Here is a 25,449-nt window from a genome sequence, read left to right as displayed (position 1 = left end):
CCAGACGTCTGGCTGGGATCGCAGCGCACACCCGATCGGACTAACACCGCTGAGCGCATGTGTGCTAGCTACCGGCCACCACAGCCTTCTGCGCATGAGACCCGAATGAGCCAGCGCATCGTCAGTTTTGTCATGAGCGGCGGCGTCGGCTCGCGGCTATGGCCGTTGTCGCGAGAGGATAATCCCAAGCAGTTTCACGATTTTTCGGGCGATGGCTCCATGCTGGCCAAGACCTTGCGCCGGCTGACGGCAAGGCCGGCCGGCGAAACGCCGATCTTCCTGATCGCCTCCGAGCGCCATGCCGACCGCGTCCATGCCGACTTGGCCGGTCTCGATCTCGCCGGTGGTGGTCCATTGTTCGAGCCCACAGGGCGCAACACCGCCGCCGCGATCGCACTGGCAACGCTGCGCACTTTGTCCGAATTCGGTGACAGCCTGGTCCTTGTCGTGCCGTCAGACCACGAAATATCGACCGCGGGACAATTCTGGCAGGGCGTCGAGGCCGGCGCCGAGGCGGCACATGCCGGCCGGCTCGTGGTGTTCGGCATCAAGCCGACTCAACCCGAAACCGGCTATGGCTATATCGAGGTGGCAGACGCGCAGGACGGTATTTTCGACGTCACGCGCTTCGTCGAAAAGCCGGACCTCGCCACCGCGCAGGGCTATCTCAAGGCGCAAAGCTTTTACTGGAACACCGGCATCTTCTTGTTTCGCGCCGCTGCGATGCGTGACGCCTTCGCCGCTTTCGAGCCCGACATCTGGCGGGCCACCGAAGTCGCCTACAAGGCGGCGACTTCGGACCTGTCCGGCCTCTATATGCCGCTGGAATTCTATGAGGCCATCCCCTCGATATCGATCGACTATGCCATCATGGAACGGGCGCAAGGCATTGCCATGGTGCCGGCCAACTTCCGCTGGAACGATCTCGGCTCCTGGCAATCGCTGCTCGATGTCGGCCCGGCCGACGACCAGGGCAATGTCGTCATCGGCGATGTCGTCGCCATCGATTGCGAGAACTCCTACATCCGCAGCGACGGCCGCCTGCTGTCGGCGATCGGGATGAAGGATGTCGCCATCGTCTCGACCGCCGATGCCACTTTCGTCGCGCCGGTCAGCCACAGCCAGCATGTCAAGAAGGTGGTCGAGCAACTCGAGAAATCCGGTCGCCTGGAAACCAGGTTCACGCCGGCGCATGATCGTGTCATCGAAAGCGGCGCCTGGCGGCGGCGTGTGCACCACTGGCTGTTCCAGGAGACCTTGCCGCTGTGGTCGACATCAGGTGTCGACGAGCGCCATGGCGGTTTCCATGAGGCGTTGGGCTTTGATCGCGCGCCGCTGATGAAGCCCAAGCGCATGCGTACAATGGCCAGGCAGGTCTATGCCTTCGCGGTCGCCAGCGCGCGCGGCTGGGATGGCCCGGCCGACCGGCTGATCAGCCACGGCATCGAGTTCATGGTCAGGAACGGCCGCACCGACAAGGGCGGCTGGGTGCGCACCTTGCATGTCGACGGCTCCGTCGCCGACGCCACCGAGGACGCCTACGATCATTCCTGCGTGCTGCTGGCGCTTGCGCATGCGCACATGTCGGGCAATCCCGATGCCTTGCGGCTTGGCGAGGAAACCTTCGCCTTCCTTGATGCCCATCTCGAGGATCACCGCATGACCGGCTTCCTCGAAACGTCGGACGGCGAGGGCGAGCGGCGCTCCAACCCGCATATGCATCTGCTCGAAGCCTTCCTGGCCTGGCATCAGGCAACCGGCGAGCGCGCCCATCTGCGCCGCGCGGCACGCATCATCGATCTCTTCCGCAGCCATTTCTTCGACCGGGAAAGCTGGACGCTGGGTGAATATTTCGATGATGAATGGAAGCCGTCAGCCGGCGACAAGGGCGCATGGACCGAGCCCGGCCATCACTTCGAATGGGCGTCACTGCTGGTCGATTTCGCCGGACGCAGCGGCCAGGCCGAGTTGAACGGCTTCGCCAGGAAACTCTATGCCTCGGCCATCGCCAATGGCCTCAACCGCGCCACCGGCCTTGCCTATGGCGCCGTCTCCCGGCAGGGCCTGCCGCTGGACCTGATCTCGCGCAGCTGGCCGCAGGCCGAAGCGGTCAAGGCGGCGATTGCGCTGGATGGTTCGGGCGGCCCCGATCTCAAGCCGGAGATCGAGGAACGTGTCGGCAGGCTGTTCCGCTGGCACATCGACCCGGCCCCGCTCGGCCTCTGGATCGACCGCATCGACGAGCGTGGCCGTTCGCTGGCGACCGACGTGCCGGCCAGCATCTTCTACCACCTGGTCTGCGCGCTGACGCAGTATCTGGATGGGACGGCGGAGAAGGCGGCCTAAGCCCGGATCAATACGGGCTCGCCACGTCGCCGGTCTCGACGTAGATCGACTTCAGTTGCGAGTAGAGCGCGAGTGCCGCGAGCGAGTTCTCGCGGCCGATGCCGGACTGCTTGAAGCCGCCGAATGGGATTTCCACCGGCGTCAGATTGTAGGCATTGATCCAGCAGGTGCCGGCCTGCAATTCAGCGATGACGCGGTGGGCGCGCGGCAGGTCGCGGGTGAAGACACCGGCGGCAAGGCCGAACTCGGTGTCGTTGGCGCGGTCGATCACCTCGTCCTCACCGTCGAATTTCAGCACGCTCATGACCGGTCCGAAAATCTCCTCGCGGGCGATGCGCATATTGTCGGTGACACCGGTGAACACCGTCGGCTCGACGAAGAAACCGCCGTCAAAACCTTGCAGCGACGGCACATTGCCGCCGCAGGCCAGAACAGCCCCATCCTGCTTGCCGATCCCGATATAGCCGACCACCTTCTCATGCTGCGCCTTCGACACCAGCGGCCCCATCTGGGTCTCGGGGTCGAGCGGATCGCCGATGCGGATTTTCTTGGTCCGCTCGATCAGACGGTCGACAAAGCGTTCGTGAATGCCGCTCTGCACGAAGACCCGTGTGCCGTTGGAGCAGATCTGGCCGGTCGAGTAGAAATTGCCGAGCATGGCGCCGCCGATGGCGTTCTCGATGTCGGCGTCATCGAAGACGATCAGCGGCGACTTGCCGCCTAGTTCCATCGTCGCGTGCTTCATCTTCGAACCGGCAAGCGACAACACCTTGCGCCCGGTCGGCACCGAGCCGGTCACCGAAACCTTGGCGACGACATCATGGCCAACCAGGCCTGCGCCAACATCGCCATAGCCCTGCACGACGTTGAACAACCCGTCGGGCAGGCCGGCCTCGCTATAGATTTCGGCCAGTGCCAGTGCTGACAGCGGCGTGTTCTCCGACGGCTTGAATACCATGGCGTTGCCCATGGCGAGCGCCGGCGCCGACTTCCAGCCGGCGATCTGGATCGGATAGTTCCAGGCGCCGATGCCGACGCAGACGCCGAGCGCCTCGCGCCGCGTGTAAGCAAAAGGCCCGCCGAGATCGACGGCCTCGCCATTATAGGCAGCAACCGCGCCGCCGAAATATTCAAGGCAGTCCGCGGCCGACGGCGCGTCCGCCACCAGCGTCTCCTGGATCGCCTTGCCGGTGTCGAGCGTCTCGATGCGCGCGAGGTCGGCGTTGCGCGCGCGCAGAATGTCGGCGGCGCGGCGCAGGATGCGGCCGCGCTCGACCGGCTTCAGCCGCGCCCAGGCCGGCTGCGCGGCGCGTGCGGCCTCGATGGCGAGCTCCAGCACGTTCGGCGTCGCCGAACGCAGCATGGCGATGGTCTCGCCGGTGGCCGGGTAGATGACCGGCAGCGGCGCCCCTTGCTCGTCGTCGATATAGCGTCCGTTGACATAGTGCGATGCCGTGGGCTGGGCGCGCATGGGAGGTCTCCAAGTGGTCCGGCGCCCAAATGGGCGGCTCAATCTATCGGGCAGCTCGATTTGTCGCGTGGATCATGCGCTATCTGTCCGAGGTCTGCCAGCGCGGATTGATCCATGGTTCCTGGTTGGACGGCGCCAGCGGCGTGCGGCCAAGGATGTGGTCGGATGCCTTCTCGCCGGTCATGATCGATGGCGCGTTGAGGTTGCCGTTGGTGACGCGCGGGAAGATCGAGGAATCGGCGACCCGCAGCCCGTCGACGCCGATCACCCGGCATTCCGGGTCGACGACGCTCATCAGATCATCGGCGCGACCCATCTTGCAGGTGCCGCAGGGGTGGTAGGCGCTCTCGGCATGGTCGCGGATGAAGACGTCGAGATCGTCGTCCGATTGCACATGGCTGCCCGGCGAGATCTCCTGGCCGCGATAGGCATCGAAGGCCGACTGACCGAAGATTTCGCGGGTCAGCCGGATGCAGTGGCGGAACTCTGTCCAATCGTCCGGATGCGACATGTAGTTGAAGCGGATCACCGGCTTGGCTTTCGGATCCGGCGAGCGCAGCGTCACCGAGCCGCGCGACTTCGAGCGCATCGGCCCGACATGCGCCTGGAAGCCATGCGACTTGGCCGCCGCCTTGCCGTCATAGCGCACCGCCGCCGGAATGAAATGGTACTGAATGTCGGGATAATCGACACCGGCGCGTGAGCGGACGAAGGCGGCGGCCTCGAAATGGTTGGTGGCGCCGAGGCCGGACTTGAAGAACAGCCACTGCGCACCGATCAGCGCTTTCGAGAATGGGTTGAGCACTGAGTTCAGCGTGATCGGCTTGGTGGATTCCTGCTGGATATAGAGCTCCATATGATCCTGCAGATTGCGGCCGACGCCGGGCCGGTCGGCGATCACGGCAATGCCGTTTTCGCGCAAATGTTCGGCCGGTCCGATGCCCGACAGCATCAGGATCTTGGGTGAATTGATCGAGGACGCGGCGACGATCACCTCACGTCGCGCCTTAACGACCTGAATCTGTTTGTGAGCTTCGATTTCGACGCCGACCGCGCGTTGATTCTCGATGATCACCCGACGGGCAAAGCCCTTGACCAAGCTAACGTTTTTCCGCTTGAGCGCCGGCTTCAGATAGGCTGATGCCGCCGACCAGCGGCGGCCGCCACGGATGGTCTGTTCCATCGGCCCAAAGCCTTCCTGCTTGGAGCCGTTGTAGTCGTCGGTCAGTTCGAACCCGGCCTGGCGGCCCGCTTCCACGAAGGCGCCGTAGAGCGGATTCTTGCGCGAGCCGCGCTGTACACGCAGCGGGCCACCATGCCCGCGCCAGCCATCCTCGCCGCCGTCATTGTCCTCCATGCGCTTGAAGTAGGGGAGCACGTCGGCAAAGCCCCAACCCGTCGCACCTTCTTCGGCCCAGTGGTCGAAGTCGCGGGCATGGCCGCGCACATAGACCATGCCGTTGATCGAGGACGAGCCGCCGATGACCTTGCCGCGCGGCGTCGCCAGCACGCGGCCGCCGAGATGCGGCTCCGGCTCGCTGGCAAAGCCCCAATCGTAGAGGCTCATATTGAGCGGGATCGACAGCGCCGACGGCATCTGGATCAGCGGCCCGATATCGCTGCCGCCGAATTCGATGACGATGACCGAATGCTTGCCGTCCTCCGACAGGCGATAGGCCATGGCCGAGCCGGCCGAGCCGGAGCCGATGATGACAAAATCCGCTTCAAGCATGGTTCATATGCGCCATAAAATCGGCGAGCGAGACGTTGCCGCCGGTTGCCACAACAAGGACGGTCTTTCCCGCCACATCCACTTTGCCGCCAAGCAGCGCCGCCAGCGACGCAGCCCCTGACGGCTCCAGCACCAGCTTCATCCGCTCGAAGGCGATCCGCATGGCGCTGCGCACAGATTGATCGTTGACGGTGATGCCGCGAACGCCAGCGGTCTTGACCGCCGCGAACGGCGCGTCGCCCGGCCGCCGCGACATCAGCCCGTCGCAGATCGACTTCGGGCCGATCGGCATCGTCTCGATGCTGCCATGCGCCAATGACGATCCCATGCCATTGAAGCCTTCCGGCTCGACACCGATGATCTCGGTGGCCGGCGACAGGTAGTGGAAGGCGAGCGAAACGCCGCCGATCAACCCGCCGCCGCCGACCGAGCAGAACAAAAGGTCCGCGCTGGCATCCTTGGCCTCGAGCTGGTCGAGTGCTTCGAGGCCGGCGCCCGCCTGGCCGGCGACGATCTCCGGATCGTCGAAAGGATGCAGCAGGGCAAGCCCTTCCGTCTGAGCGATCTCGCGCGCCTTGGCGGCGGCGACCTCTTCACGCGCGCGCTCGCCATGGTCGGTCAGCACGACGCGCGCGCCGTAGCCCGCGGTCGCGTCGCGCTTGGCCGCCGGCGCATCGATCGGCATGACGATCGTGACGGGAATGCCGAGCGCCTGGCCGGCGGCAGCCAGTCCTTGCGCGAAATTGCCGGAGGAGTAGGCGACGACGCCCTTCTTCGCCTCGTCGGCCGACAGCCGCTTCAGGCGCCAATAGGCGCCGCGTATCTTGAAGGAACCTGCCCACTGCAGCGATTCCGGCTTGATGAAGACGCGGGCCGCGCCGGTCTCCCTGGCGAGAGCCGTCGACTCCAATAGCGGTGTGACCTGCGTCGCCCTGGAGGTGACGGCATAGGCCTGTTTGAGGTGGGCCAGCGAGGGAACGAGAAGGTCTGTCATCATTCGCCTCGCGGGAACCGTTTCTGCTCTTCGAGCACGTTGAGATCCATGTGGTTGCGCATGTAGCGTTCCGAGGCCTTCTGCAGCGGCTGGAACTCCCAGGGGTAGTGCGTGCCGTTGCGCAGCGCCGGATAGACCACCCAACGCCGCGCCTGGCTGGCGCGCACGGCGGCATCGAAGGCCGCCATGTCCCAGCGCGCGCGGACCTTTGCCAGGAAAGCCGCCACCAGATCGGCATGCGCCGGATCGGCGGCGAGATTGCTCAACTCATGCGGGTCGGCTTCGATGTCGTAAAGTTGCGGCGGATCGATCTCGCAATGGACGAACTTGTAGTGGCCGTCGCGGATCGCCACCAAAGGTGCGTTGGAGCCTTCGGCCGCATATTCCATCAGCACCGGCGCGCTGCGTGGCTTCCCATTCAGCAGCGGCGTTAGCGACTGGCCGTCGGTCCAGGGCGCGATCGCGCTCATGTCGATGCCGGCGAGATCGCACAGCGTCGGCGTCACGTCGAGATTGGACACCGGCGCCTCGATCAGGCCGGCCGGCACGCCCTTGCCGGCGATCATCAGCGGCACCCGCGCCGAGCCTTCGAAGAAGCACATTTTGAACCACAGGCCGCGCTCGCCGAGCATGTCGCCGTGATCCGAGCAGAACAGGATGACCGTGTCGTCGAGCATGCGCGTGCGCTCGAGCACCGACAGCAGCTCGCCGACCTTGTCGTCGAGATAGGAGATGTTGGCGAAATAGCCGCGCCGCGAGCGGCGGATCTGTTCGGCCGTGATGTCGAAACTGTCGTAGTCGGAAGCCCTGTAGAGCCGCTGCGAATGCGGGTCCTGGCCGTCGTACGGAATAAAGCCGATCTCCGGCTCGATTGCCGGGCAATCCTCGTAGAGATCCCAGTACTGCCGCCGCGCCACATAGGGGTCGTGCGGATGGGTGAAGGAGACGGTCAGGCACCAGGGCCGGTGCGCGGCATCGTCGGAGACGCGGGCGAAGTCGTAGAGTTTCTGCACCGCGTGGAAGGCAACCTCGTCGTCATATTCCATCTGGTTCGAGATCTCGGCGACGCCGGCGCCGGTCACCGAGCCTAGATTGTGATACCACCAGTCGATGCGCTCGTCGGGCTTGCGGTAGTCCGGCGTCCAGCCGAAATCGGCCGGGTAGATGTCGGTGGTCAGCCGCTCCTCGAAGCCATGCAACTGGTCCGGCCCGACGAAATGCATCTTGCCCGACAGCACGGTGTGGTAGCCGTCGGCGCGCAGATGATGGGCAAAGGTCGGGATCGACGAAGCGAATTCGGCCGCGTTGTCATAGACCTCGGTGCGCGACGGCAACTGGCCGCTCATGAACGAGGCGCGGCCCGGCGCGCAGAGCGGTGAGGCCGTGTAGTTGTTCTTGAAACGAGCCGAACGTTTGGCCAATGCTTTCAGATGCGGCGCATGCAGAAACGCCGCCGGCCCATCGGGAAAAAGAGTCCCGTTGAGCTGATCGACCATGACGATCAGGAAATTGGGTCGCTTCGCTGTCACTGTTTTTGCCGCCCGCCGAGTTTGGTTTCGAGATAGTCCTCGACCAGCGCGATCGCGGTCGCGGCGTTGGGCACGCCGTCCTTCAGCGCACGCCTGATGTAGAGCCCGTCGATCATCGCCGCCGTCGCTTCGGCGGCGCGGTCGGCCTCGGTCCGGGACAGTATGCCGGTCAGCCCGCTCATCAGGTTCGAATGCAGCCGCCGCGCATAGACCTTGAGCAGCCGGCGCAAAGCCGATGATTTCTGCGCATCGACATAGAAGGCGAGCCAGGCGGCGATGGTTTCGGCCTGGAACTGGATGTCGGAGAAGTTGACGGCGACCACGGCCGAAACGCGTTCGCGCGGCGATGTGGCCGATTGCAGGGCGCGGCGCATGTCGATGGTCAGTTCGGCGAGGATGTACCGCATCGTCGCGAACAGCAATTCGTCCTTTGCGCCGAAATAGTGATGGGCAAGGGCCGAGGAGACCCCGGCGCGCCCGGCGATCTCGGACATGGTCACGTCAAGCGAGCCGCGCTCGCCGATCGCCGAGATCGTCGCGTCGATAAGCGCCTTGCGGCGCAGTGGCTCCATTCCAACTTTCGGCATGCTGTTCCCGATTTTGGCGCGGAGATTATTTTTTATTGACGGGTCAATCAACAAAAAATCGACGTGAGTTCGACCTGTACCAAGCGATTGTCTTGTTCCGGCTCTTCACGCTTTGGGCGAGAATGTTTATATTTGAACAATAAAGGCGAAGTGCGCCATGAGCCCGATATGCTAGGCTGGCGCCACGGATGGAGATTGCCATGACCGCATGCATAGTCGGCTGGGCGCATTCGCGCTTCGGCAAGCTCGAAGGCGAGACGCTCGAAAACCTCATCGTCAAGGTCGCGACGGATGCGCTCGATCATGCCGGCATCGGCCCCGACGAGGTCGACGAGATCGTGCTTGGCCATTTCAACGCCGGCTTTTCGGCGCAGGATTTCACAGCGAGCCTGGTGCTTCAGGCCGACGACCGGCTGCGCTTCAAGCCGGCGACGCGCGTCGAGAACGCCTGCGCCACGGGTTCGGCGGCGGTCCGGCAAGGCATCCGAGCCATCGACGCCAACGCTGCCCGCATCGTGCTGGTGGTCGGCGCCGAGCAGATGACGACGACGCCCGGACCCGAGATCGGCAAGAACCTGCTGAAAGCGTCCTATTTGCCTGAAGACGGCGAGACACCGGCCGGTTTTGCCGGCGTCTTCGGCAAGATCGCGCAGGCCTATTTCCAGCGCTATGGCGACCAGTCCGATGCGCTCGCCATGATCGCCGCCAAGAACCACAAGAACGGCGTCGACAATCCCTATGCGCAGATGCGCAAGGATTTCGGCTATGAATTCTGCCGCCAGGAGAGCGAAAAGAACCCCTTCGTGGCCGGCCCGCTGAAGCGCACCGACTGCTCGCTGGTCTCGGACGGCGCCGCCGCCCTTATCCTTGCCGACACGGCAACCGCGCTGAAGATGCGCCGCGCCGTCGCCTTCCGCGCCAACGAACATGTGCAGGATTTCCTGCCAATGTCGAAGCGCGATATCCTTTCCTTCGAAGGCTGCGAACAGGCCTGGACCCGCGCACTGAAGAACGCCGGCGTGACGCTCGACGATCTCTCCTTCGTCGAGACGCATGACTGCTTCACCATTGCCGAGCTGATCGAGTACGAGGCGATGGGGCTGGCCAAGCCCGGCGAGGGCGCCAGGCTGGCGTTGGACGGCACGACGGGGAAGGACGGCCGCTTGCCGGTCAATCCCTCCGGCGGGCTGAAGGCCAAGGGCCACCCGATCGGCGCCACCGGCGTCTCCATGCATGTCTTGACCGCCATGCAGCTGGTCGGCGAAGCCGGCGGCATCCAGGTGCCGGGCGCGAAGCTTGGCGGCATCTTCAACATGGGTGGCGCTGCGGTCGCCAACTACGTTTCCATTCTCGACCGGATCAGGTAAACCGCCCGCATTTACGGGAGGCGATATGACAAATCCGGTTCTGATCGAGGTTCTGCGCGGCGCGATCGTCGAGAGCGCGCATCGCGGTGCCGTCGCGGTCTTCGATGCCGACGGCAAGGCGGTCCTGGAGATCGGCGACACTTTGAGACCGGTGTTCCCGCGCTCGGCGGTGAAGGCGATCCAGGCGCTGCCGCTGATCGAAACGGGTGCTGCGGATGCCTATGGCTTCGGCAACCGCGAACTGGCGCTGGCCTGCGCCTCTCATTCGGGTGAACCGGCGCATGTCGAACTGGCGCGGTCCATGCTGGCCAGGGCCGGGCTCGACGGGTCAGCCCTTGAATGCGGCGCGCATTGGCCGTCCAGTCATGACGCCGAGATCGCACTTGCCCGCGCCGGCGGTTCCCCCAACCCGCTGCATAACAATTGCTCCGGCAAGCATTCCGGTTTCCTCTGCACCTGCGTGCATTCCGGCATTGCGCACCATGGTTACGTCGAGGCGGGGCACGCGCTGCAGGAGATGGTGCGCGATGCCATGCAGTCGGTCACCGGTGCTGTCCATGGCGCCGATGAGCGGGCGATCGACGGTTGCTCGATCCCGACGTATGCGGTGCCGCTCAGGAGCTTCGCGCTGGGCTTTGCCCGCATGGCCACGGCAAATGGTTTCGGCCCCGAGCGGGCCAAGGCGGCAAAGCGGCTGCTCGCCGCCTGCATGGCCGAGCCCTTCTTCGTCGCCGGCACCGGCCGCGAAGACGTCGCCCTGATGGAAGCAGCCCCGGGCCGGATCTTTGCGAAAGGCGGCGCCGAAGGTGTCCACTGCAGCGCGATACCTGAACTTGGCCTCGGCATCGCGATCAAATGCGATGATGGCGCCGGCCGCGCCAGTGAAGCCATGGTTGCTGCCGTGCTCGCCAAGCTGCTGCGCGCGGACGAGGCCCTGGCGGCGAAGGTCGTCGAACAGGCAAACGCGCCGATCAAAAGCCGGATCGGCGCCAAGGTAGGCTCGCTGAGGCCGACGGCCGCCCTCAACTGACGCGGTTGCGCTCAACCGTCAGATGGGCAAAACCGCTGCTGCTTAACTGGGTGAGGTCAGCCGTCACCGGCTCGGCCCAGCGTTGGCCGATGACGGCGCCCTTCAACGCGCCGTCGATGACATTGTCGGAGATGACGGCCGTGCCGGCACCCTCGACCACGCTGACGACGATGCCGGTGCCGGCCTTGCGGATGATGTTGCCGGTCGCCACGACATTGCGCAGATACGGTCCCCAGCCGATCGACATGCCGTAGAGCGGCGCGTTCTCGATGACGTTGTTGGAGGCGATGGTGTCTGCCTCGACGCCGATGCCGACGCCGAAGCCGGGCGGGTCAGCGGGGTAGGGCCCGCTGGTCGACAGGTTGCGCACGATGTTGCCGGAGCAGACGCCCATGCGGCCGCCTTCATTGAAGTTGACGATCGAGATGCCGTTGGCCGCGCCGTCGACGATGTTGTTGCTGATGACCGCACCCTCGAATGAGAATTCGGAATAGACCGCGGTCTCGCCCGAACGTGAGCAGGTGTTGCCGGAAATCTGCAGATTGCTGGAACTGTTGGCGCGGATCGCCGAGAAAGCGCAATCCGAGACGACATTGCCCGAAATGATGACGTTGCCGGCGCGGAAGGCGTTGATGCCATTGCCGTTCTGGCCGGTTCCGCCGCTGCGCGCGCCGATGCGTTCGACCCGGTTGCCGGTCACCATCGTGCCGTCTTCAGCAGCCTGCCAGCGGTGCACCAGAATGCCGCCACTGGCGCAGTCGGACACCGTGTTGCCTGATATCGCCAGTCCAGCCGCCTCGACTGAATAGATGCCGGCGTCCGCCGCGCCCGATATGTCCGAACGTTCGATGCGGCCTGCGGCGTGTTCCAGCGCCAGTCCGTTCTTGCCGCTGCCGGTTATCTGGCAATTGTCGACGACGAGATGGCCGACCCGGCGCAGGTCGAGCAGCCCTTGCGCATAGTCGCCCATCGAGCGGTTCGAACCGTCGAAGACCAGCCCGCTCAATTCGATATGATCGGCCTGTTCGGCCATGAAGAGATGGCCGTCGCCGCCATAGACGATGCGCGTTGCCCCCGGCACGCCGGAAAGGCGCACGCGGCTGGGCAGCGAGAGATTGGAAACCACATAGGTGCCTGCCGGCAGGAACACCGGTATGTCGCGGCTGTTTGCGTCGCGCAGCAGCTTGGCGAAGGCCTTGCTCTGGTCGTCGAATGTGCCGGGCTGCACGCCAAGTTCGGTGGCATTGATCGAGCCGCGCATCGAGGCTTTCTCGATCCCGGTCAGGCTGGCGGCGGCAGCCTTGCCAGGCGCCAGGCCTATGACGGCAAAGCCGGCGGTCCCGGTCAGCAGTGTTCGTCTGTTCAACATTGGCACAGAATCCCGGTGTTCAATGCTGAGACCGCAGGAATCGTGCCAGATGTTCCATTCCTCTTCGCGAGCTATCGACAATGACTTGTCGAGCAGCCATTCGAGGCCTAGGTTCAGGCTATGAGCAGAGCTTTTACCCGCGAAGAAGACAGCGAAAACGCCATCGCCGGCGTCGGCGAGCGGCCGATCAGCCCGCACCGCAACCTGGTGACAGAGCGTGGCCTGGCGCAGATCGAGGAGAATCTGGCCGATCTGCGTGACATCCTGGCGAAAGCCGAGAGGAAGGCCGACCGCGAACGCATCGCGGTCGTGTCGCGCGACCTGCGCTACTGGACCGCGCGGCGGGAAAACGCCGAACTGTCCGTGCCCGAGCCCGGCAGCGACGTCGTCCGCTTCGGCATGGGTGTCACGCTGGAAGGCGATGACGGCAAGAAGGTGCACTGGAAGATCGTCGGCGAGGACGAGGCCGATCCCACCAAAGGAAGCATTTCGCATGTTTCGCCGATGGCGGTCGCCCTGTTCGGCAAGAAGGTCGGTGACGTGGCCGCAGTCAACGGCAAGGAATGGGAAATCGTCAAGCTGTCGGATAGCTGATTTCGTTTACTTGGCCAGCCTTTGCAAAGCGACCTCATATTTGTCCATGACATCGCGAGCAGCGCGCATCTGCCGTTCGACGTCGTTACTCTCCATGGGTCTTAGGACGACGCCGCCATCGGTTTCGATAATCTGAGTTGATCGCCCAATTCCAGCTTCAGGCTGTCGAGCACTTCCCGTGGCAAGATCACGGCTCCTGATCCGTCGTCGAGCTTGTGGACGAGAGTCTTCACTGCTGTTGCCCTTGGTTGCGTCCGCCATTGTGGCACAACCTTTTCCAGCAATACGGAATGTTTCGCTCAGCCCGCCAGGAGCCGGTCCATCAACCGGTCCGCCGCCTCCGGAATAACCGTCCCTGGCGGAAAAATTTCCGCCGCGCCGGCTTTCAGCACCGCGTCGTAGTCCTGCGGCGGGATGACGCCACCGGCGACGATCAGCATGTCGCCGCGACCGAGCTTTTTCAGTGCATCGCGCAATTCCGGGATCAGCGTGAGGTGTCCTGCGGCCAGCGACGAGGCGCCGATGATGTGGACGTCATGCTGGACCGCCAGCTTGGCGATCTCTTCCGGTGTCTGGAACATCGCGCCGACGGTGACATCGAAGCCGAGATCGGCGAAGGCGGTGGCGATCACCTTCTGGCCACGGTCGTGGCCGTCCTGTCCCATCTTGGCGACGAGAATGCGCGGCTTGCCGCCGTTTTTCTTCTCGAAAGCTGCGAGTTTGTCCTGCAGCCCGTCGACTACGGGACTGTCGCCAAGCGCCTTGCGGTAAACGCCGGAAATGGTCTGCACCGTGGCGACGTGCCGGCCAAAGGCCCTTTCGAGTGCAAACGAAATCTCGCCGACCGTGGCATTGGCCCGCGCGGCGCGGATGGCGAACTCCAAGAGGTTCTCATTGCCTTGCGCGGCGCGGGTCAGCGCATCGAGCGCGCTCTCAACGGCACCGACATCGCGCGTGCCCTTCAGCCGTTGCAGCTTTGACAATTGCCGGGCCCTGACCTCGGCATTGTCGATCTTCAGCACATCGACCTCGATGTCGTTCTCGGGGCGATGCGCATTGACCCCGACCAGCATCTGTTCGCCGGAATCGATGCGTGCCTGCGTGCGCGCCGCGGCTTCCTCGATGCGCAGCTTCGGAATGCCTTGTTCGGTAGCGGCCGCCATGCCGCCGAGAGCCTCGACTTCCTCGATGTGGCTCAGCGCGCGCGCCGCCAGGTCATGCGTCAGCCGTTCGAGATAGGCCGAGCCGCCCCACGGGTCGATGATGCGCGTGGTGCCGGATTCCTTCTGCAGGATGAGCTGCGTGTTGCGGGCGATGCGCGCTGAATGGTCGGTCGGCAGCGCCATCGCCTCGTCGAAAGAGTTGGTGTGCAGCGACTGGGTATGGCCCTGCGTCGCGGCCATCGCCTCGATCATGGTGCGGATGATGTTGTTGTACGGGTCCTGCGCCGTCAGCGACCAGCCGGACGTCTGGCAATGGGTGCGCAGCGACAGCGAGCGCTCGTCCTTCGGTGCAAAATTCTTCTTCATCAGCGTCGCCCACAGCAGCCGCGCGGCCCTGAGCTTGGCCACTTCCATGAAGAAGTTCATGCCGATCGCCCAGAAGAAGGACAGGCGTGGCGCGAAGCGGTCGATGTCGAGACCCGCCGCGACACCGGCGCGCGCATATTCGATGCCGTCGGCGATCGTATAGGCGAGCTCCAGGTCGGCCGTCGCACCGGCCTCCTGCATGTGGTAGCCGGAGATCGATATCGAATTGAACTTCGGCATGTTCTTCGACGTGTAGGAGAAGATGTCCGACACGATCCGCATCGAGGGCTTTGGCGGATAGATGTAGGTGTTGCGGACCATGAACTCCTTCAGAATGTCGTTCTGAATGGTGCCGGCCAGGTCCTTCTGGGCAACGCCCTGTTCTTCCGCCGCGACGATGTAAAGCGCCATGATCGGCAACACCGCGCCGTTCATCGTCATCGACACCGTCATGTCGCCGAGCGGAATGCCGTCGAACAGCTGACGCATGTCGAGGATGGAATCGATGGCTACCCCCGCCATGCCGACATCGCCGGCAACGCGCGGATGGTCGCTGTCATAGCCGCGATGCGTGGCGAGATCGAAGGCGACCGACAGGCCTTTCTGGCCGGCGGCAAGATTGCGCCGGTAAAAGGCGTTGGATTCCTCGGCCGTGGAGAAGCCGGCATATTGCCGGATCGTCCACGGCTGCTGGACATACATGGTCGGGTAGGGGCCGCGCACGAAGGGCGGCAGGCCCGGATAGGTGTCGAGATGCGACAAGCCCTTGAGGTCGCCCTGATTGTAGAGATGCTTGACGATAAGGCCTTCCGGCGTCGTCCGCTGCCCCTTGACCTCGACAGGTGCGCGGCGCGGCGGCGCCCAACCGATTTGACTGAAATCCGGGATCAAGAAGCGGCCCCGATGGATTGGTCGATGCGGACCGGAGACAGCGCTTCGCACAGCACGACACCTTCGGTGAATTCAGGCCGCTGCTCCGCATCCAGCGTCTCAACCGGGCGCTCGCTCTTCTGCGGATAGAGCGTGGTGCCGATAATGGCCCGCTCACCGGCCTTGAAGGCAGCGTCGCGCCGGGCGGCGGCTTCGCGAACACGCTTTTGGATGTGTCCGTCCCGAAGGCTCGACAATACGCCTCCTTCGGCCTCGATCGCCTGCAACTCCGCCCAGGCGGCCTCGCAAAGGTCTGATGTCAGCGCTTCGACCGCGCCGGAGCCATAGGCGGGATCGGCGACGTGATCGACGTGGCTTTCATGGGCCATGATCAGTTGCGCGTTGCGCGCGACGCGGCGGGCAAAAGGCGCCGGCAGGCCGTGCGCGATCGTGTGCGGCAGGATGGAGATCGAATCGGCTCCGCCCGCTGCCGCGGCGAAACAGCCGATCGTCGTGCGCAAGATATTGGTTTCGGGATCCAGCGCCGTCATCATGCGGAATGATGTCTCGGCATGGATGTTGGCCGTGGAGTTGGGGATCGAGCAGGTCTCCTGCACGCGTGCCCACAGCCTGCGCAACGCCCGCACCTTGGCCATCGACAGGAACTGGTCCTGGTCGACGCTGAGCGCGAAGCCGATATGCGGGGCGGCATAGACCAGCGGCTGCCGCGCCTTCTCGAACATTCTCAGATACGATACCGCCGAGGCCAGCATGATGCCGAGCTCCTGCACCTCCGTGGCGCCGGCATTGTGGAAGACGCGACCGTCCGCCTCCAGAAGCACGCCGGGAACGCCCATCGAGAAGAAATGCGCCAGCGATTGCGGCATCGATTCCTGCAGCGCCTCGATCGACATGCGCAGCCGGCCGGTGCCGGCAAGGATCGCCGCCGGATCGATGCCGAAGGACAGGTTGAGTTTTGCCGGATCGGAGCGGCGCTTGCTCAGGAACGCCACTAGCCAGTCGGCCATGGGGCGGCTCCAGGGGTGGGTGTCGATGCGGATCTGGATGCGGTTGAGGGGCACGCCCTCCAGCACCGTTTCCAGCGCCTGCGCGGTTCTCGGCAGGCCGTAGCCGAATGCGTTCGGTGCCCCTTCGAAGACAAGCGACAGGCCCGTTGCGCCCTGCGCGATATCGTCCAGAACCTGGGCCTTGGCGCGATCGACATCAGGGTCGTCGACGCGTTGGCTGACGATCCAGGACGATCGGGGATTCGCGCGCACGAGCGGTTCGGCTCCCGTCGCGCGGTCATAGAGGGGCTCGATGCGGATGGCGTCGTCGGTGTGCGAGACCAGCTTTTCCTCGAAGGATGCGCCGGCCAGTGCCTTTTCAGCCAGGGCCAGCCATCGCTGGCGCTCGGCGCCCGCTGGTTCAACATCCTTGGTCAAGGCTCCGGCGCCCATCCATCTTCCTCGTTCATATGGCCGCACCAGCCGGGCGGTTCAGTCTACGGTTCCCGGTCGGTTATCGCAATGCGCATCCCGGGTCTGAATTCGATCCACCAGATATAGGTCGGCTTGCATGGACGAACCATGAACGATTGCCAAACACCAGCAAAATCCGCAAGTTCCAAAATCCGATCTCGACGATAGGCCTGATTGGGGCGATTGGCTCCGCTCCGGACAATGGGGCATTGTCGCTGTGCGCCAGCCTCACTATACCTTCGGGCAAAGGCTGGCTTTTGACACATCAGTTTGCGGAGACCCTTGATATGGCTGACGACACCAGTATTTTCATCGGCGCCAGCCGCAAGCCCGACGACAGCTATCAGCGCCCCGAACAGCTTCTGCTGCAATACGGGAATCGCCATGGCCTGGTGACCGGCGCCACCGGCACCGGCAAGACCGTCACCTTGCAGATCCTGGCCGAAGGGTTTTCGAATGCCGGCGTTCCGGTGTTCTGCGCCGACATCAAGGGCGACCTGTCGGGCATCGCCATGATGGGTACGGCGCAGGATTTCCTGGTCAAGCGGGCCGCGCAGGTCAAGCTCGACCCCTACGACTTCCAGGAATTTCCCGTCATCTTCTGGGACCTGTTCGGCGAGCAGGGGCATCCCATCCGCGCGACAATCTCGGAAATGGGCCCGCTGCTCCTGTCGCGGCTGATGAACCTGACCGACGCGCAGGAGGGCATCATGAACATTGCCTTCCGCATCGCCGATGAAGAGGGTCTGCTGCTTCTCGACCTCAAGGACCTGCAGGCGCTGCTTGCCAACATCGCCGAGCGCGCCGAAGAGATCAGCGCCCGCTACGGCAATGTCACCAAGCCATCGGTGGGCGCCATCCAGCGCACGCTGCTGGTGCTGGAGCAGCAGGGCGCGGCCAACTTCTTCGGCGAGCCGGCCTTGCGCATCTCCGACATCATGCGCACCACGCGTGACGGCCGGGGCGCCGTCAGCGTGCTGGCCGCCGACAAGCTGATGATGAATCCGCGGCTCTACGCGACCTTCCTGCTCTGGCTGATGTCGGAGCTGTTCGAGGAACTGCCCGAAGTGGGAGATCCTGACCAGCCGAAGCTGGTGTTCTTCTTCGACGAGGCGCATCTTTTGTTCGACGAGGCGCCGAAAGTGCTGGTCGACCGCGTCGAGCAGGTGGTCCGTCTGATCCGCTCGAAAGGCGTCGGCGTCTATTTCGTCACGCAGAACCCGCTGGATATCCCCGAGAAGGTGCTGGCACAGCTCGGCAACCGCGTCCAGCATGCGCTGCGTGCCTACACGCCGCGCGAGCAGCAGGCGGTTCGGACGGCGGCGGAAACCTTCCGTCCCAACCCCGATTTCGACTGTGCCACCACAATCACCCAGCTCGCCACCGGCGAGGCGCTGGTCTCGACGCTGGAAGCCAAGGGCGTGCCGTCCATGGTGCAGCGCACGCTGATCCGACCGCCATCCTCGCGGCTTGGACCCATAACCCCCGCGGAGCGGCAAAAGCTGATCGCGGAAAGCCCTGTCATTGGCCAGTACGACCAAGTCATCGACCGCGAATCGGCCTTCGAGATCCTGCAGAAAAAGGCCAAGGACGCGCAGGACGCCGAAGCGCAGGCGCAGCAGGCTGGCACCGGCGGCTCGCGCTGGACCATTCCGGGCTTCGGCAATGACGATCCCGCACCGCAGTCCGGCGGTCGCCGCGCGCCGGCGCCACGCCCGTCCAATCGCCAGACTGTGGCCGAGGCCGCGATCAAGTCGGTGGTGCGCTCGGTCGGCTCGTCGGTCGGACGCGCCATCGTGCGTGGGATTTTGGGGAGTCTCGCGCGGGGGCGCTAAGCCCAGGCCGACAGCGTGTCTGGCGCTGCCGGCTAAATGTTTTCGCGGGTGTAAATCTCGAAGGGCAGGATGTTTGTAAAACTCCCGCTTTCGTTCGGTGCTGAGACAGCGCGAATCATGCCCGCCAGGGTCTCTTGCGCGATGCGGGCGAGGGGGTGCGAGATGATGAAGGTCAGCGTGCCGTCGAGCAGCGCCGGGCGGGTCGACTCCATCAGCTCGTAGCCGACAACGACGAGGCTTCCGGCGCGGCCGGTGGAGCGGAGCGCGGTGATGGCGCCGGTGATGCCGCCGCCGGCGACATAAAGTCCGGACAGATCCGGATTTTCGTTCAGCAGCTTCTCGGTCATCTCCTGCGCAATGGCGCTGGATTCGAAGGTCAGCAGCGGTTCGAGCAGCGTGAAGCCAGGGGCGTGCTCGCGGAAATAGGAGCGAAAGCCGCTCTCGTTCATCTCTTGGCAGCGATAGCGGTGGTTACCGACGAGGATGCCGAGCTTGCCGGGCGCACGGCAGACATGCTCGAACACCCAGGCCGCGGTGCGCCCAACCTTCCAATTGTCCAGTCCGATGTAGCGCACATGCCCGGTCGCCGAGATCTGCGAGATCAGCGCAAACACCGGCACGTTGCGGAGATGCAATGTGTCCACCGCCTGGGTGACGAGAGGATGCACCGCTGCAACGACGCCGACGGCATCGCATTCGGCGCCGAGCGCCAGCATCCGCGAGGCGACGTTCTGCGGTGACAGGTCGTCCAGAAATTCCGTGCGCAGCTCTATCTCGCAGTCGGGCATCGTTTCGGTTGCCAGGCGCAGCGCCTCGGCCATATTGCGGTAAAAGGCGCGGCCGGGCTGGTGCAGCAGGAAACCGAACCGGTAGCGCGGGCGGGCGGCCGCCACGCGGCTGCGCAACGCGCCCATGCCGTAAAAACCGATCTGCTCGGCCGCCAGCCGGACGCGCTCGCGCATGCCCTGGCGGACGGCGCCCGAGCCGCTCAGCACGCGATTGACGGTGGCCACCGAAACATTCGCCTCGGCGGCTACATCCTTGATCGTTGGCCGCTTGCCCTGATCCATTTTATCTCATCAGCCTGTCGCATTTGATACAAAAATATCATTGTCCGAGTGAGATTGATATGAATGAAACAATCAATTTGGAACAAAAATTCTATTCTTGATTCATTTTGGATCAAGATGTTTATCTCCGGGAAGCAAGCAAGGCGGAAGCACCGCCAGCCCAGGGATAGCAGCAAAACAGCGCAGACAGCTTCTCGCTCACCGCCTCAAGCGGTGTGAGGCAGCGCGCGTGCGGGCCATCCCCAGGCATGGCGCGGGAGGAATTGCATGGACGATCTCAAATACGGCGTACGCGACAAGCGCGGCGACTGGAAGCCGAACGGACGCATCGAGGGGGCGCCCTTGTGGAACTGGCCGCCCAGGCTGCCGAAAATCCTGGCGTGGCTGCCCGGCTATATCTGGCCGTGGAATGCCTTCCACATGGCCACGGCACTGCTCTACTGGTTCTATATCGTTCCTGGCGTCGAGACGATGAAGACCATCGGCTGGGGCTGGGCGCTATGGCTCTATGCCGTCAATGCCGCCGCGATCCTTGTCTTCTACGGCATCTTCGAGCTGCGCTACTACATCAAGCGCGCCCAGGCGACGCGCTTCAAATACAACCACAAGTTCCCCGCCGATGCGCCCTCCGACGTCTTCTGGTTCCAGAGCCAGAACCTCGACAACTTCCTGCGCTCGTTCTTTATCACCATTCCGCTATGGACAGTGGTTGAGGTCATCTTCCTCTGGTGCTTTGCCAATGGCTACGCGCCGTGGGTCGGTTGGCAGGATCATCCGGTCTACCTCGCCGCACTGGTGCTGATCGCGCCGGCCATCCACGAGGTGCATTTCTTCTTCATCCACCGCCTGATCCACTGGGGACCGCTCTATCGCTGGATCCATTCGGTCCACCACAATTCGATCAACCCATCGCCCTGGTCGTCACTGTCGATGCATCCGGTGGAAGGGTTCCTCTATCACGCGGTCGCCTTCTGGCACCTGATCATTCCGTCCAATCCGATCGTCGCGCTGTTCCAGCTGCATGTCGCCGGCTTCGGCGCCGTCAATGGCCATCTCGGCTTCGACAAGCTGGAGGTGACCGAGGACACGGCCGTCAACAGCCATGCCTATACGCATTATCTGCACCACAAATATTTCGAGGTGAACTATGGCGGCGACGGGCTGATCCCGCTCGATAGATGGTTCGGCACCTGGCACGACGGCACCAGGGAGGGCGAAGCCATGATGGACGCCCGCTTCCAGAAAAAGAAGGAACGCATGAACGCCAGGGCGTGAGCAACGCCGGGTCAGGCATTCGTGACGCGCAATCGGGAGAGAGGCGCGCATGGAACGACGAAGCTGTTTTTCTAACCCGTCTGACGACGGCAACCGGGAGGAATGAAATGAAAACGATCACGAAACTGCTGACGGCGATCATGCTTGCGGGCGCGGCAGCGACATCGGCCACGTCGGCCATGGCTGATGGGGCGAAGATCTTCGTCATTGGCGGCAAGGCGGACGACCCGTTCTGGTCGAAGGTCAAGAAGGGTGCCGACGATGCCGGCAAGGTCGCCGAGCTGACCGGCGGCTCCGTGACCTGGCTCGGTCCGCAGAATTACGACAATCTCGGTCCGGATGCGGCCAAGCTGATCCGCACCGCGCTCAGCCAGAAGCCGAGCGCCATTGTCGGCCCCGACTGGGTGCCGGAGGCGATGGACGACGCCTTCAAGGAAGTCGTTGCCGCCGGCGTGCCGCTCATCATCTACAATTCCGGGGGCATGGACGCGGCCAAGCGCCTCGGCGCCATGAACTATGTCGGCAATGAAGAATATGCAGCGGGCCTCGGTGGCGGCACCTATTACGGCAGCCATGGCGCCAAGAACGTTCTGTGCGTCAACACCTTGCCAGGTGCCACCAACACCGAAGACCGCTGCAAGGGCATTGCCGACGCCATCGCCAAGAGTGGCGGCAAGTCCAGCCAGTTGCCGTTGCCCTCGTCCAGTTTCGGCAATCCGACCGCGGTCGCCGAGGCGATCAAGGCCGCCGTGCTGAAGGACAACACCATCGACGGCGTCATCACCATCAGCGCCGGCGACGCCAACAGCGCCGCCAACGCCATCAGCCAGGCCAATGCCGGCGACAAGGTCAAGCTCGCTTCCTTCGACATGGATGAGACCGGCCTGCAGCGCATCAAGACCGGCACGCAGATGTTCGCTGTCGACCAGCAGCCCTATCTGCAGGGCTATCTCGCGGTCTCGCTGCTGAACGGCTTCGTCAATTACGGGCTCGACCTGCCGACCAGACCGGTGCTGACCGGACCGGGGATCGTCGACGCCGCCAATGTCGACGCGACAATGGCCGGTGCCGCGGCCGGCGCTCGCTAGCGCCACTTGGCCTTCTCCCCTTGTGGGAGAAGGTGGATCGGCGCGTAGCACCGAGACGGTTGAGGGGTGCGTGACGGGATGCTGTCACCGCAAAGCTGGAACACCCCTCAACCGTCGCCTTCGGCGACACCTTCTCCCACAAGGGGAGAAGGGGAGCCGCGTTTCAAGCCACAACGCCAGGGACATTTCGATGACATCCCAAGCCCAATCCGCGACGGCCACCGCGCCACCCCCTCAGCATTCTTCGATGCCCTCGATCGGCAGCCTGGTGCGGCGCCCCGAAGTCGGCTCGCTGATCGGCATGGTCGCCGTTCTGGTCTTTTTCTCGATCTTCGGCGGCGCCAATTTCATGTCGGCCGGGGGGGCGGCGAGCTGGCTCAACGTCGCCTCCGAACTCGGCATCATCGCGCTTCCCATCGGGCTGCTGATGATCGCCGGGCATCTCGATCTCTCCGTCGGTTCGATGGTTCCCGCTAGCTCGATGACCATCGCCATCCTGTCGGGCCATTACGGCCTGCCGATCATCGTCGGCATACTCGCCGCGCTCGGCCTTGGGCTGGCCGTCGGCTTCATCAACGGCGTGCTGGTGATCCGCACCAAGGTGCCGTCCTTCGTCGTTACGCTCGCCACGCTGTTCGCATTGGCCGGCCTGACGCTCGGCCTCTCGGTCATCCTGTCCGGCAGCACCAGCGTCGCGCTGAAGAGCGGCCCCACTGCCAAGCTTCTGTTCGGCGACTATCTGGGCGGCAAGTTCGAGGTGACGCTGTTCTGGTGGATCGCCGCCATCCTGATCGTCGGCTTCATCCTGAATTTCTCGCGCTTCGGCAACTGGATCCTGGCCATGGGCGGCGACGCGGTGAGCGCCCGCAATGCCGGCATCCCGACCGACCGGGTGACCATCGCGCTGTTCATGAGCAGCGGCCTGTGCGCTTCCTTCGTCGGCATGTCGCAGGCGATCCTCTACAACAGCGCCCAGGTGGCCGCCGGGCAGTCCTTCATCTTCAACTCGATCATCGCGGTGGTCATCGGCGGCGTGCTGCTCACCGGGGGCTACGGTTCGGTGGTCGGCATCGTTTTGGGCACGCTGACCTTCGCCATCGTCAACCAGGGCATTTTCTACACCGGCTTCGACGCCAACTGGGCGAGCCTGATCATCGGCGTCCTGCTGCTCGCCGCCGTGTTGATGAACAACACCTTCCGCACCATGGCGCTCACCTACGCGCCGCGCACCAAATCGAGGGTCCGCTGATGACGACGCCCCTGCTCAGGCTGACTGGAATCAACAAGTCGTTCGGCCCGATCGACGTGCTCCACGACATCTCGCTCGAGGTCAACCGAGGCGAGGTGCTGTGCCTGCTCGGCGACAATGGCGCCGGCAAGTCGACGCTGATCAAGATCCTCTCCGGCGTCCACAGGCCAACATCGGGCACGATGGAAATGGACGGCAGATCCGTCGCCTTCGACAGCCCCCGCGACGCCAGCGACCATGGCATCGCCACCGTTCACCAGTTCGGCGGCACGTTCCCGCTGATGAGCATCGGCCGCTCTTTCTTCGTCGGCGCGGAACCGACGCGGCGCTGGGGGCCGCTCACCATCTATGACCGCAAGCGGGCCAATGAGATCGCCGTCACCGAGATGCGCCAGCTCGGCATCACCCGCATCGACGACGGCGATCGCCTCGTCGGCGGATTGTCGGGTGGCGAACGCCAGGCGCTGGCGATCGCACGCGCCGTGCATTTCGGCGCGAGCGTGCTGATCCTCGACGAACCGACCGCGGCGCTTGGCGTCAAGGAGGCGGCGCATGTACTGCGCATTGTGCTCCAGGCTCGGCGCAAGGGCATCGCTGTGATCTTCATCACCCACAATGTCGTCCATGCGCTCACCGTCGGCGACCACTTCGCCGTCCTCATCAGGGGCGCCAAGGCCGCCGACTTCCGCAAGGGCGAGAAAAGCCGCGAGGCGATCACCGACCTTATGGCGGGAGGCGAGCAGATGGCGGAGTTGGAAGCCGAGATCGAGAGCTTCTCGGCGGCTGACGATGGGCATGCGCCGCAGGGCGCGACCCATGCGTGACCAGTGAAGACGCCCATCTCCTCCTCCCGGGCATCTTCCTGTACGGCCGGCGGAAATCCCGCTGGCCGCCTTTTCGACCAACCAAAGAACAGACGGCAGAGTGGCTATGGCAAAATGGATTGATGCGTGCGCGACCGATGACATCGACGAAGAGGACGTCATCCGCTTCGATCACGAGGGCCGGACATTCGCCATCTACCGCAGTCCCGACGATGCCTTTTTCTGCACCGACGGGCTGTGCACGCATGAGAAGGTGCATCTGAGCGACGGGCTGGTCATGGAACACCGGATCGAATGCCCGAAACACAGCGGCGTGTTCGATTACCGGACCGGCGAAGCGCTGCGCGCACCGGTCTGCGTGAACCTGAAAACCTACGCCACCAAGGTCGAGGACGGCCGCGTGTACATCGAGGTCTGACATGTCCGATACGTTTACGCTTGCCGCCTGCGCCGAGATGCTGTGGCGCGACAGGCCGATGGAATGGCGCGTCAAGCGCCTCACCGAAATGGGTTTTCAGGTGGGCCTGTGGAACTGGCCCGAGCATGACCTCGCAATGTTGGAAAGATCCGGCGCCACCTTCTCGATCATGAACGGCTATCTCCGCGGCAGGCTGGCCGATGATGAGGGTGCGGCCGAGCTGTTGAAGACGGCGAAGGAGACGGCCGCGGTCGGCAAGCGCCTCGGCGTCGCTCGGCTCAATCTGCACGGGACGGGGCTCGGCGATCGCGGCCTTCCGGTCACACCATGCGAGACCGTCACCGGCGCCATGTGGCTCAAGGCGCGCGACACGCTGAACCGCATTGCCGACCTTGCCGAGGCGGAAGGCGTGACCTTCACGCTGGAGAATCTGAACCTGCCGGTCGACCATCCCGGCGTGCCGTTCGGGCGCGCCGAGGATACGCTTGCCTTGGTATCAAGCGTCAACCGGCCGGGTCTGCGCCTCAATCTCGACCTCTACCATGCGCAGATCGGCGAAGGAAATCTGATTGAACTGTGCCGCGCCTGCCTGCCATGGATCGGCGAGGTCCAGGTGGCCGACGTGCCCGGACGCATGGAGCCTGGCAGCGGCGAGATCAATTACCGGGGCATTGCCCATGCGCTGACGGACATGGGCTATCGCGGGCCGGTCGGCATGGAGGCATTCGCCTCCGGTGCCCCTGAAGTGGCCCTGCAGGCCTTTCGCGAAACTTTCACCGTCTGAGGGAAAA

General features: G+C 64.1%; 20 protein-coding genes. 11 read left to right on the top strand and 9 right to left on the bottom strand.

What is annotated here, in order from left to right:
• Nucleotides 1-105 precede the first annotated feature (105 nt).
• Entirely contained in the window at nucleotides 106-2,346 is a 2,241-nt protein-coding gene (locus tag JG746_RS25370) for an AGE family epimerase/isomerase (protein ID WP_202355212.1), read from the top strand.
• Between the two features lie 7 nt (nucleotides 2,347-2,353).
• Here JG746_RS25370 and betB read toward each other — a convergent pair whose 3' ends face one another.
• The 5 genes from betB to betI all read right to left on the bottom strand — a co-directional run bounded on the left by betB (nucleotide 2,354) and on the right by betI (nucleotide 8,659).
• Nucleotides 2,354-3,817: a betaine-aldehyde dehydrogenase gene (gene betB / locus JG746_RS25365; RefSeq protein WP_202355211.1), complete on the bottom strand. Its 1,464-nt coding sequence runs from the start codon at nucleotides 3,815-3,817 to the stop codon at nucleotides 2,354-2,356.
• A 79-nt stretch (nucleotides 3,818-3,896) separates the two neighbouring features.
• Nucleotides 3,897-5,549, bottom strand: a complete 1,653-nt coding sequence (betA, locus tag JG746_RS25360) for a choline dehydrogenase (RefSeq protein ID WP_202355210.1) — start codon at nucleotides 5,547-5,549, stop codon at nucleotides 3,897-3,899.
• On the bottom strand, nucleotides 5,542-6,543 hold the full coding sequence (locus tag JG746_RS25355; RefSeq protein ID WP_446721079.1) for a threonine/serine dehydratase: 1,002 nt from the start codon (nucleotides 6,541-6,543) through the stop codon (nucleotides 5,542-5,544). The genes betA and JG746_RS25355 overlap by 8 nt, the downstream gene beginning before the upstream one ends.
• Entirely contained in the window at nucleotides 6,543-8,072 is a 1,530-nt protein-coding gene (gene betC / locus JG746_RS25350; protein ID WP_202355208.1) for a choline-sulfatase, read from the bottom strand. Before betC ends, JG746_RS25355 begins: the two co-directional genes overlap by 1 nt.
• The gene (gene betI, locus JG746_RS25345) at nucleotides 8,069-8,659 is read right to left on the bottom strand and encodes a choline-binding transcriptional repressor BetI (protein ID WP_202355207.1); all 591 of its coding nucleotides are present in this window, start codon (nucleotides 8,657-8,659) and stop codon (nucleotides 8,069-8,071) included. Before betI ends, betC begins: the two co-directional genes overlap by 4 nt.
• A gap of 200 nt (nucleotides 8,660-8,859) precedes the next feature.
• Between betI and JG746_RS25340 the strand changes: the two genes are divergently transcribed.
• Together JG746_RS25340 and JG746_RS25335 are read left to right on the top strand one after the other, a co-directional pair.
• On the top strand, nucleotides 8,860-10,026 hold the full coding sequence (locus JG746_RS25340) for an acetyl-CoA acetyltransferase (RefSeq protein WP_202355206.1): 1,167 nt from the start codon (nucleotides 8,860-8,862) through the stop codon (nucleotides 10,024-10,026).
• Nucleotides 10,027-10,051: 25 nt separating this feature from the next.
• Complete coding sequence (locus JG746_RS25335) at nucleotides 10,052-11,056, top strand: asparaginase (RefSeq protein ID WP_202355205.1); 1,005 nt, start codon at nucleotides 10,052-10,054, stop codon at nucleotides 11,054-11,056.
• Here JG746_RS25335 and JG746_RS25330 read toward each other — a convergent pair.
• Nucleotides 11,049-12,425: a TIGR03808 family TAT-translocated repetitive protein gene (locus JG746_RS25330; RefSeq protein WP_202355204.1), complete on the bottom strand. Its 1,377-nt coding sequence runs from the start codon at nucleotides 12,423-12,425 to the stop codon at nucleotides 11,049-11,051. The genes JG746_RS25335 and JG746_RS25330 overlap by 8 nt on opposite strands.
• 120 nt (nucleotides 12,426-12,545) lie before the next feature.
• Between JG746_RS25330 and greA the strand changes: the two genes are divergently transcribed.
• The gene (gene greA, locus JG746_RS25325; protein ID WP_202355203.1) at nucleotides 12,546-13,019 is read left to right on the top strand and encodes a transcription elongation factor GreA; all 474 of its coding nucleotides are present in this window, start codon (nucleotides 12,546-12,548) and stop codon (nucleotides 13,017-13,019) included.
• A 299-nt stretch (nucleotides 13,020-13,318) separates the two neighbouring features.
• On the opposite strand, the gene scpA is transcribed toward greA, so the two are convergent.
• A complete protein-coding gene (gene scpA / locus JG746_RS25320; RefSeq protein WP_202355202.1) occupies nucleotides 13,319-15,439 on the bottom strand; it encodes a methylmalonyl-CoA mutase in 2,121 nt (706 codons plus the stop codon).
• Nucleotides 15,436-16,878, bottom strand: a complete 1,443-nt coding sequence (locus tag JG746_RS25315; RefSeq protein WP_202355201.1) for a methylmalonyl-CoA mutase subunit beta — start codon at nucleotides 16,876-16,878, stop codon at nucleotides 15,436-15,438. The genes scpA and JG746_RS25315 overlap by 4 nt, the downstream gene beginning before the upstream one ends.
• Before the next feature lie 308 nt (nucleotides 16,879-17,186).
• On the opposite strand from JG746_RS25315, the gene JG746_RS25310 reads away from it, so the two are divergent.
• A complete protein-coding gene (locus JG746_RS25310; RefSeq protein WP_202355200.1) occupies nucleotides 17,187-18,734 on the top strand; it encodes a helicase HerA-like C-terminal domain-containing protein in 1,548 nt (515 codons plus the stop codon).
• A 32-nt stretch (nucleotides 18,735-18,766) separates the two neighbouring features.
• Here the strand turns inward: JG746_RS25310 and JG746_RS25305 are convergent, their stop codons facing one another.
• Nucleotides 18,767-19,804, bottom strand: coding sequence for a LacI family DNA-binding transcriptional regulator (locus tag JG746_RS25305; RefSeq protein WP_202355199.1), 1,038 nt, complete (start codon nucleotides 19,802-19,804; stop codon nucleotides 18,767-18,769).
• Between the two features lie 267 nt (nucleotides 19,805-20,071).
• Between JG746_RS25305 and JG746_RS25300 the strand changes: the two genes are divergently transcribed.
• The 6 genes from JG746_RS25300 to JG746_RS25275 all read left to right on the top strand — a co-directional run bounded on the left by JG746_RS25300 (nucleotide 20,072) and on the right by JG746_RS25275 (nucleotide 25,442).
• Nucleotides 20,072-21,079 (top strand): sterol desaturase family protein, encoded by a 1,008-nt coding sequence (locus JG746_RS25300; RefSeq protein WP_202355198.1) that lies wholly within the window; start codon nucleotides 20,072-20,074, stop codon nucleotides 21,077-21,079.
• Between the two features lie 107 nt (nucleotides 21,080-21,186).
• Entirely contained in the window at nucleotides 21,187-22,167 is a 981-nt protein-coding gene (locus tag JG746_RS25295; RefSeq protein WP_202355197.1) for a sugar ABC transporter substrate-binding protein, read from the top strand.
• Between the two features lie 247 nt (nucleotides 22,168-22,414).
• A complete protein-coding gene (locus JG746_RS25290; RefSeq protein WP_202359464.1) occupies nucleotides 22,415-23,416 on the top strand; it encodes an ABC transporter permease in 1,002 nt (333 codons plus the stop codon).
• Nucleotides 23,416-24,240 carry an ATP-binding cassette domain-containing protein gene (locus tag JG746_RS25285; protein WP_202355196.1) on the top strand — a complete coding sequence of 275 codons (825 nt, stop codon included), beginning with the start codon at nucleotides 23,416-23,418 and terminating at the stop codon, nucleotides 24,238-24,240. Before JG746_RS25290 ends, JG746_RS25285 begins: the two co-directional genes overlap by 1 nt.
• Nucleotides 24,241-24,346: 106 nt before the next feature.
• On the top strand, nucleotides 24,347-24,658 hold the full coding sequence (locus JG746_RS25280) for a MocE family 2Fe-2S type ferredoxin (RefSeq protein ID WP_202355195.1): 312 nt from the start codon (nucleotides 24,347-24,349) through the stop codon (nucleotides 24,656-24,658).
• A 1-nt stretch (nucleotide 24,659) separates the two neighbouring features.
• Complete coding sequence (locus JG746_RS25275) at nucleotides 24,660-25,442, top strand: hydroxypyruvate isomerase family protein (RefSeq protein ID WP_202355194.1); 783 nt, start codon at nucleotides 24,660-24,662, stop codon at nucleotides 25,440-25,442.
• The last annotated feature ends 7 nt before the right edge of the window (nucleotides 25,443-25,449 follow it).

Origin of the sequence: Mesorhizobium sp. 113-3-3, from assembly GCF_016756495.1 — a bacterium.
GTDB lineage: Bacteria > Pseudomonadota > Alphaproteobacteria > Rhizobiales > Rhizobiaceae > Mesorhizobium.
The sequence above is the reverse complement of the archived record's forward strand: the minus strand, read 5'-3'. Positions and strand labels throughout refer to the sequence as shown.

Bases quoted from the DNA above. Each gene is read 5' to 3' on its own strand.
- JG746_RS25315 (WP_202355201.1), bottom strand. From the start codon at position 16,878: ATGGGCGCCGGAGCCTTGACCAAGGATGTTGAACCAGCGGGCGCCGAG.
- JG746_RS25295 (WP_202355197.1), top strand. From the start codon at position 21,187: ATGAAAACGATCACGAAACTGCTGACGGCGATCATGCTTGCGGGCGCG.
- greA (WP_202355203.1), top strand. From the start codon at position 12,546: ATGAGCAGAGCTTTTACCCGCGAAGAAGACAGCGAAAACGCCATCGCC.
- betB (WP_202355211.1), bottom strand. From the start codon at position 3,817: ATGCGCGCCCAGCCCACGGCATCGCACTATGTCAACGGACGCTATATC.
- JG746_RS25340 (WP_202355206.1), top strand. From the start codon at position 8,860: ATGACCGCATGCATAGTCGGCTGGGCGCATTCGCGCTTCGGCAAGCTC.
- betI (WP_202355207.1), bottom strand. From the start codon at position 8,659: ATGCCGAAAGTTGGAATGGAGCCACTGCGCCGCAAGGCGCTTATCGAC.
- JG746_RS25285 (WP_202355196.1), top strand. From the start codon at position 23,416: ATGACGACGCCCCTGCTCAGGCTGACTGGAATCAACAAGTCGTTCGGC.
- JG746_RS25330 (WP_202355204.1), bottom strand. From the start codon at position 12,425: ATGTTGAACAGACGAACACTGCTGACCGGGACCGCCGGCTTTGCCGTC.
- JG746_RS25355 (WP_446721079.1), bottom strand. From the start codon at position 6,543: ATGACAGACCTTCTCGTTCCCTCGCTGGCCCACCTCAAACAGGCCTAT.
- JG746_RS25370 (WP_202355212.1), top strand. From the start codon at position 106: ATGAGCCAGCGCATCGTCAGTTTTGTCATGAGCGGCGGCGTCGGCTCG.
- JG746_RS25305 (WP_202355199.1), bottom strand. From the start codon at position 19,804: ATGGATCAGGGCAAGCGGCCAACGATCAAGGATGTAGCCGCCGAGGCG.
- JG746_RS25335 (WP_202355205.1), top strand. From the start codon at position 10,052: ATGACAAATCCGGTTCTGATCGAGGTTCTGCGCGGCGCGATCGTCGAG.
- betA (WP_202355210.1), bottom strand. From the start codon at position 5,549: ATGCTTGAAGCGGATTTTGTCATCATCGGCTCCGGCTCGGCCGGCTCG.
- JG746_RS25275 (WP_202355194.1), top strand. From the start codon at position 24,660: ATGTCCGATACGTTTACGCTTGCCGCCTGCGCCGAGATGCTGTGGCGC.
- JG746_RS25300 (WP_202355198.1), top strand. From the start codon at position 20,072: ATGGACGATCTCAAATACGGCGTACGCGACAAGCGCGGCGACTGGAAG.
- JG746_RS25310 (WP_202355200.1), top strand. From the start codon at position 17,187: ATGGCTGACGACACCAGTATTTTCATCGGCGCCAGCCGCAAGCCCGAC.
- JG746_RS25290 (WP_202359464.1), top strand. From the start codon at position 22,415: ATGCCCTCGATCGGCAGCCTGGTGCGGCGCCCCGAAGTCGGCTCGCTG.
- JG746_RS25280 (WP_202355195.1), top strand. From the start codon at position 24,347: ATGGCAAAATGGATTGATGCGTGCGCGACCGATGACATCGACGAAGAG.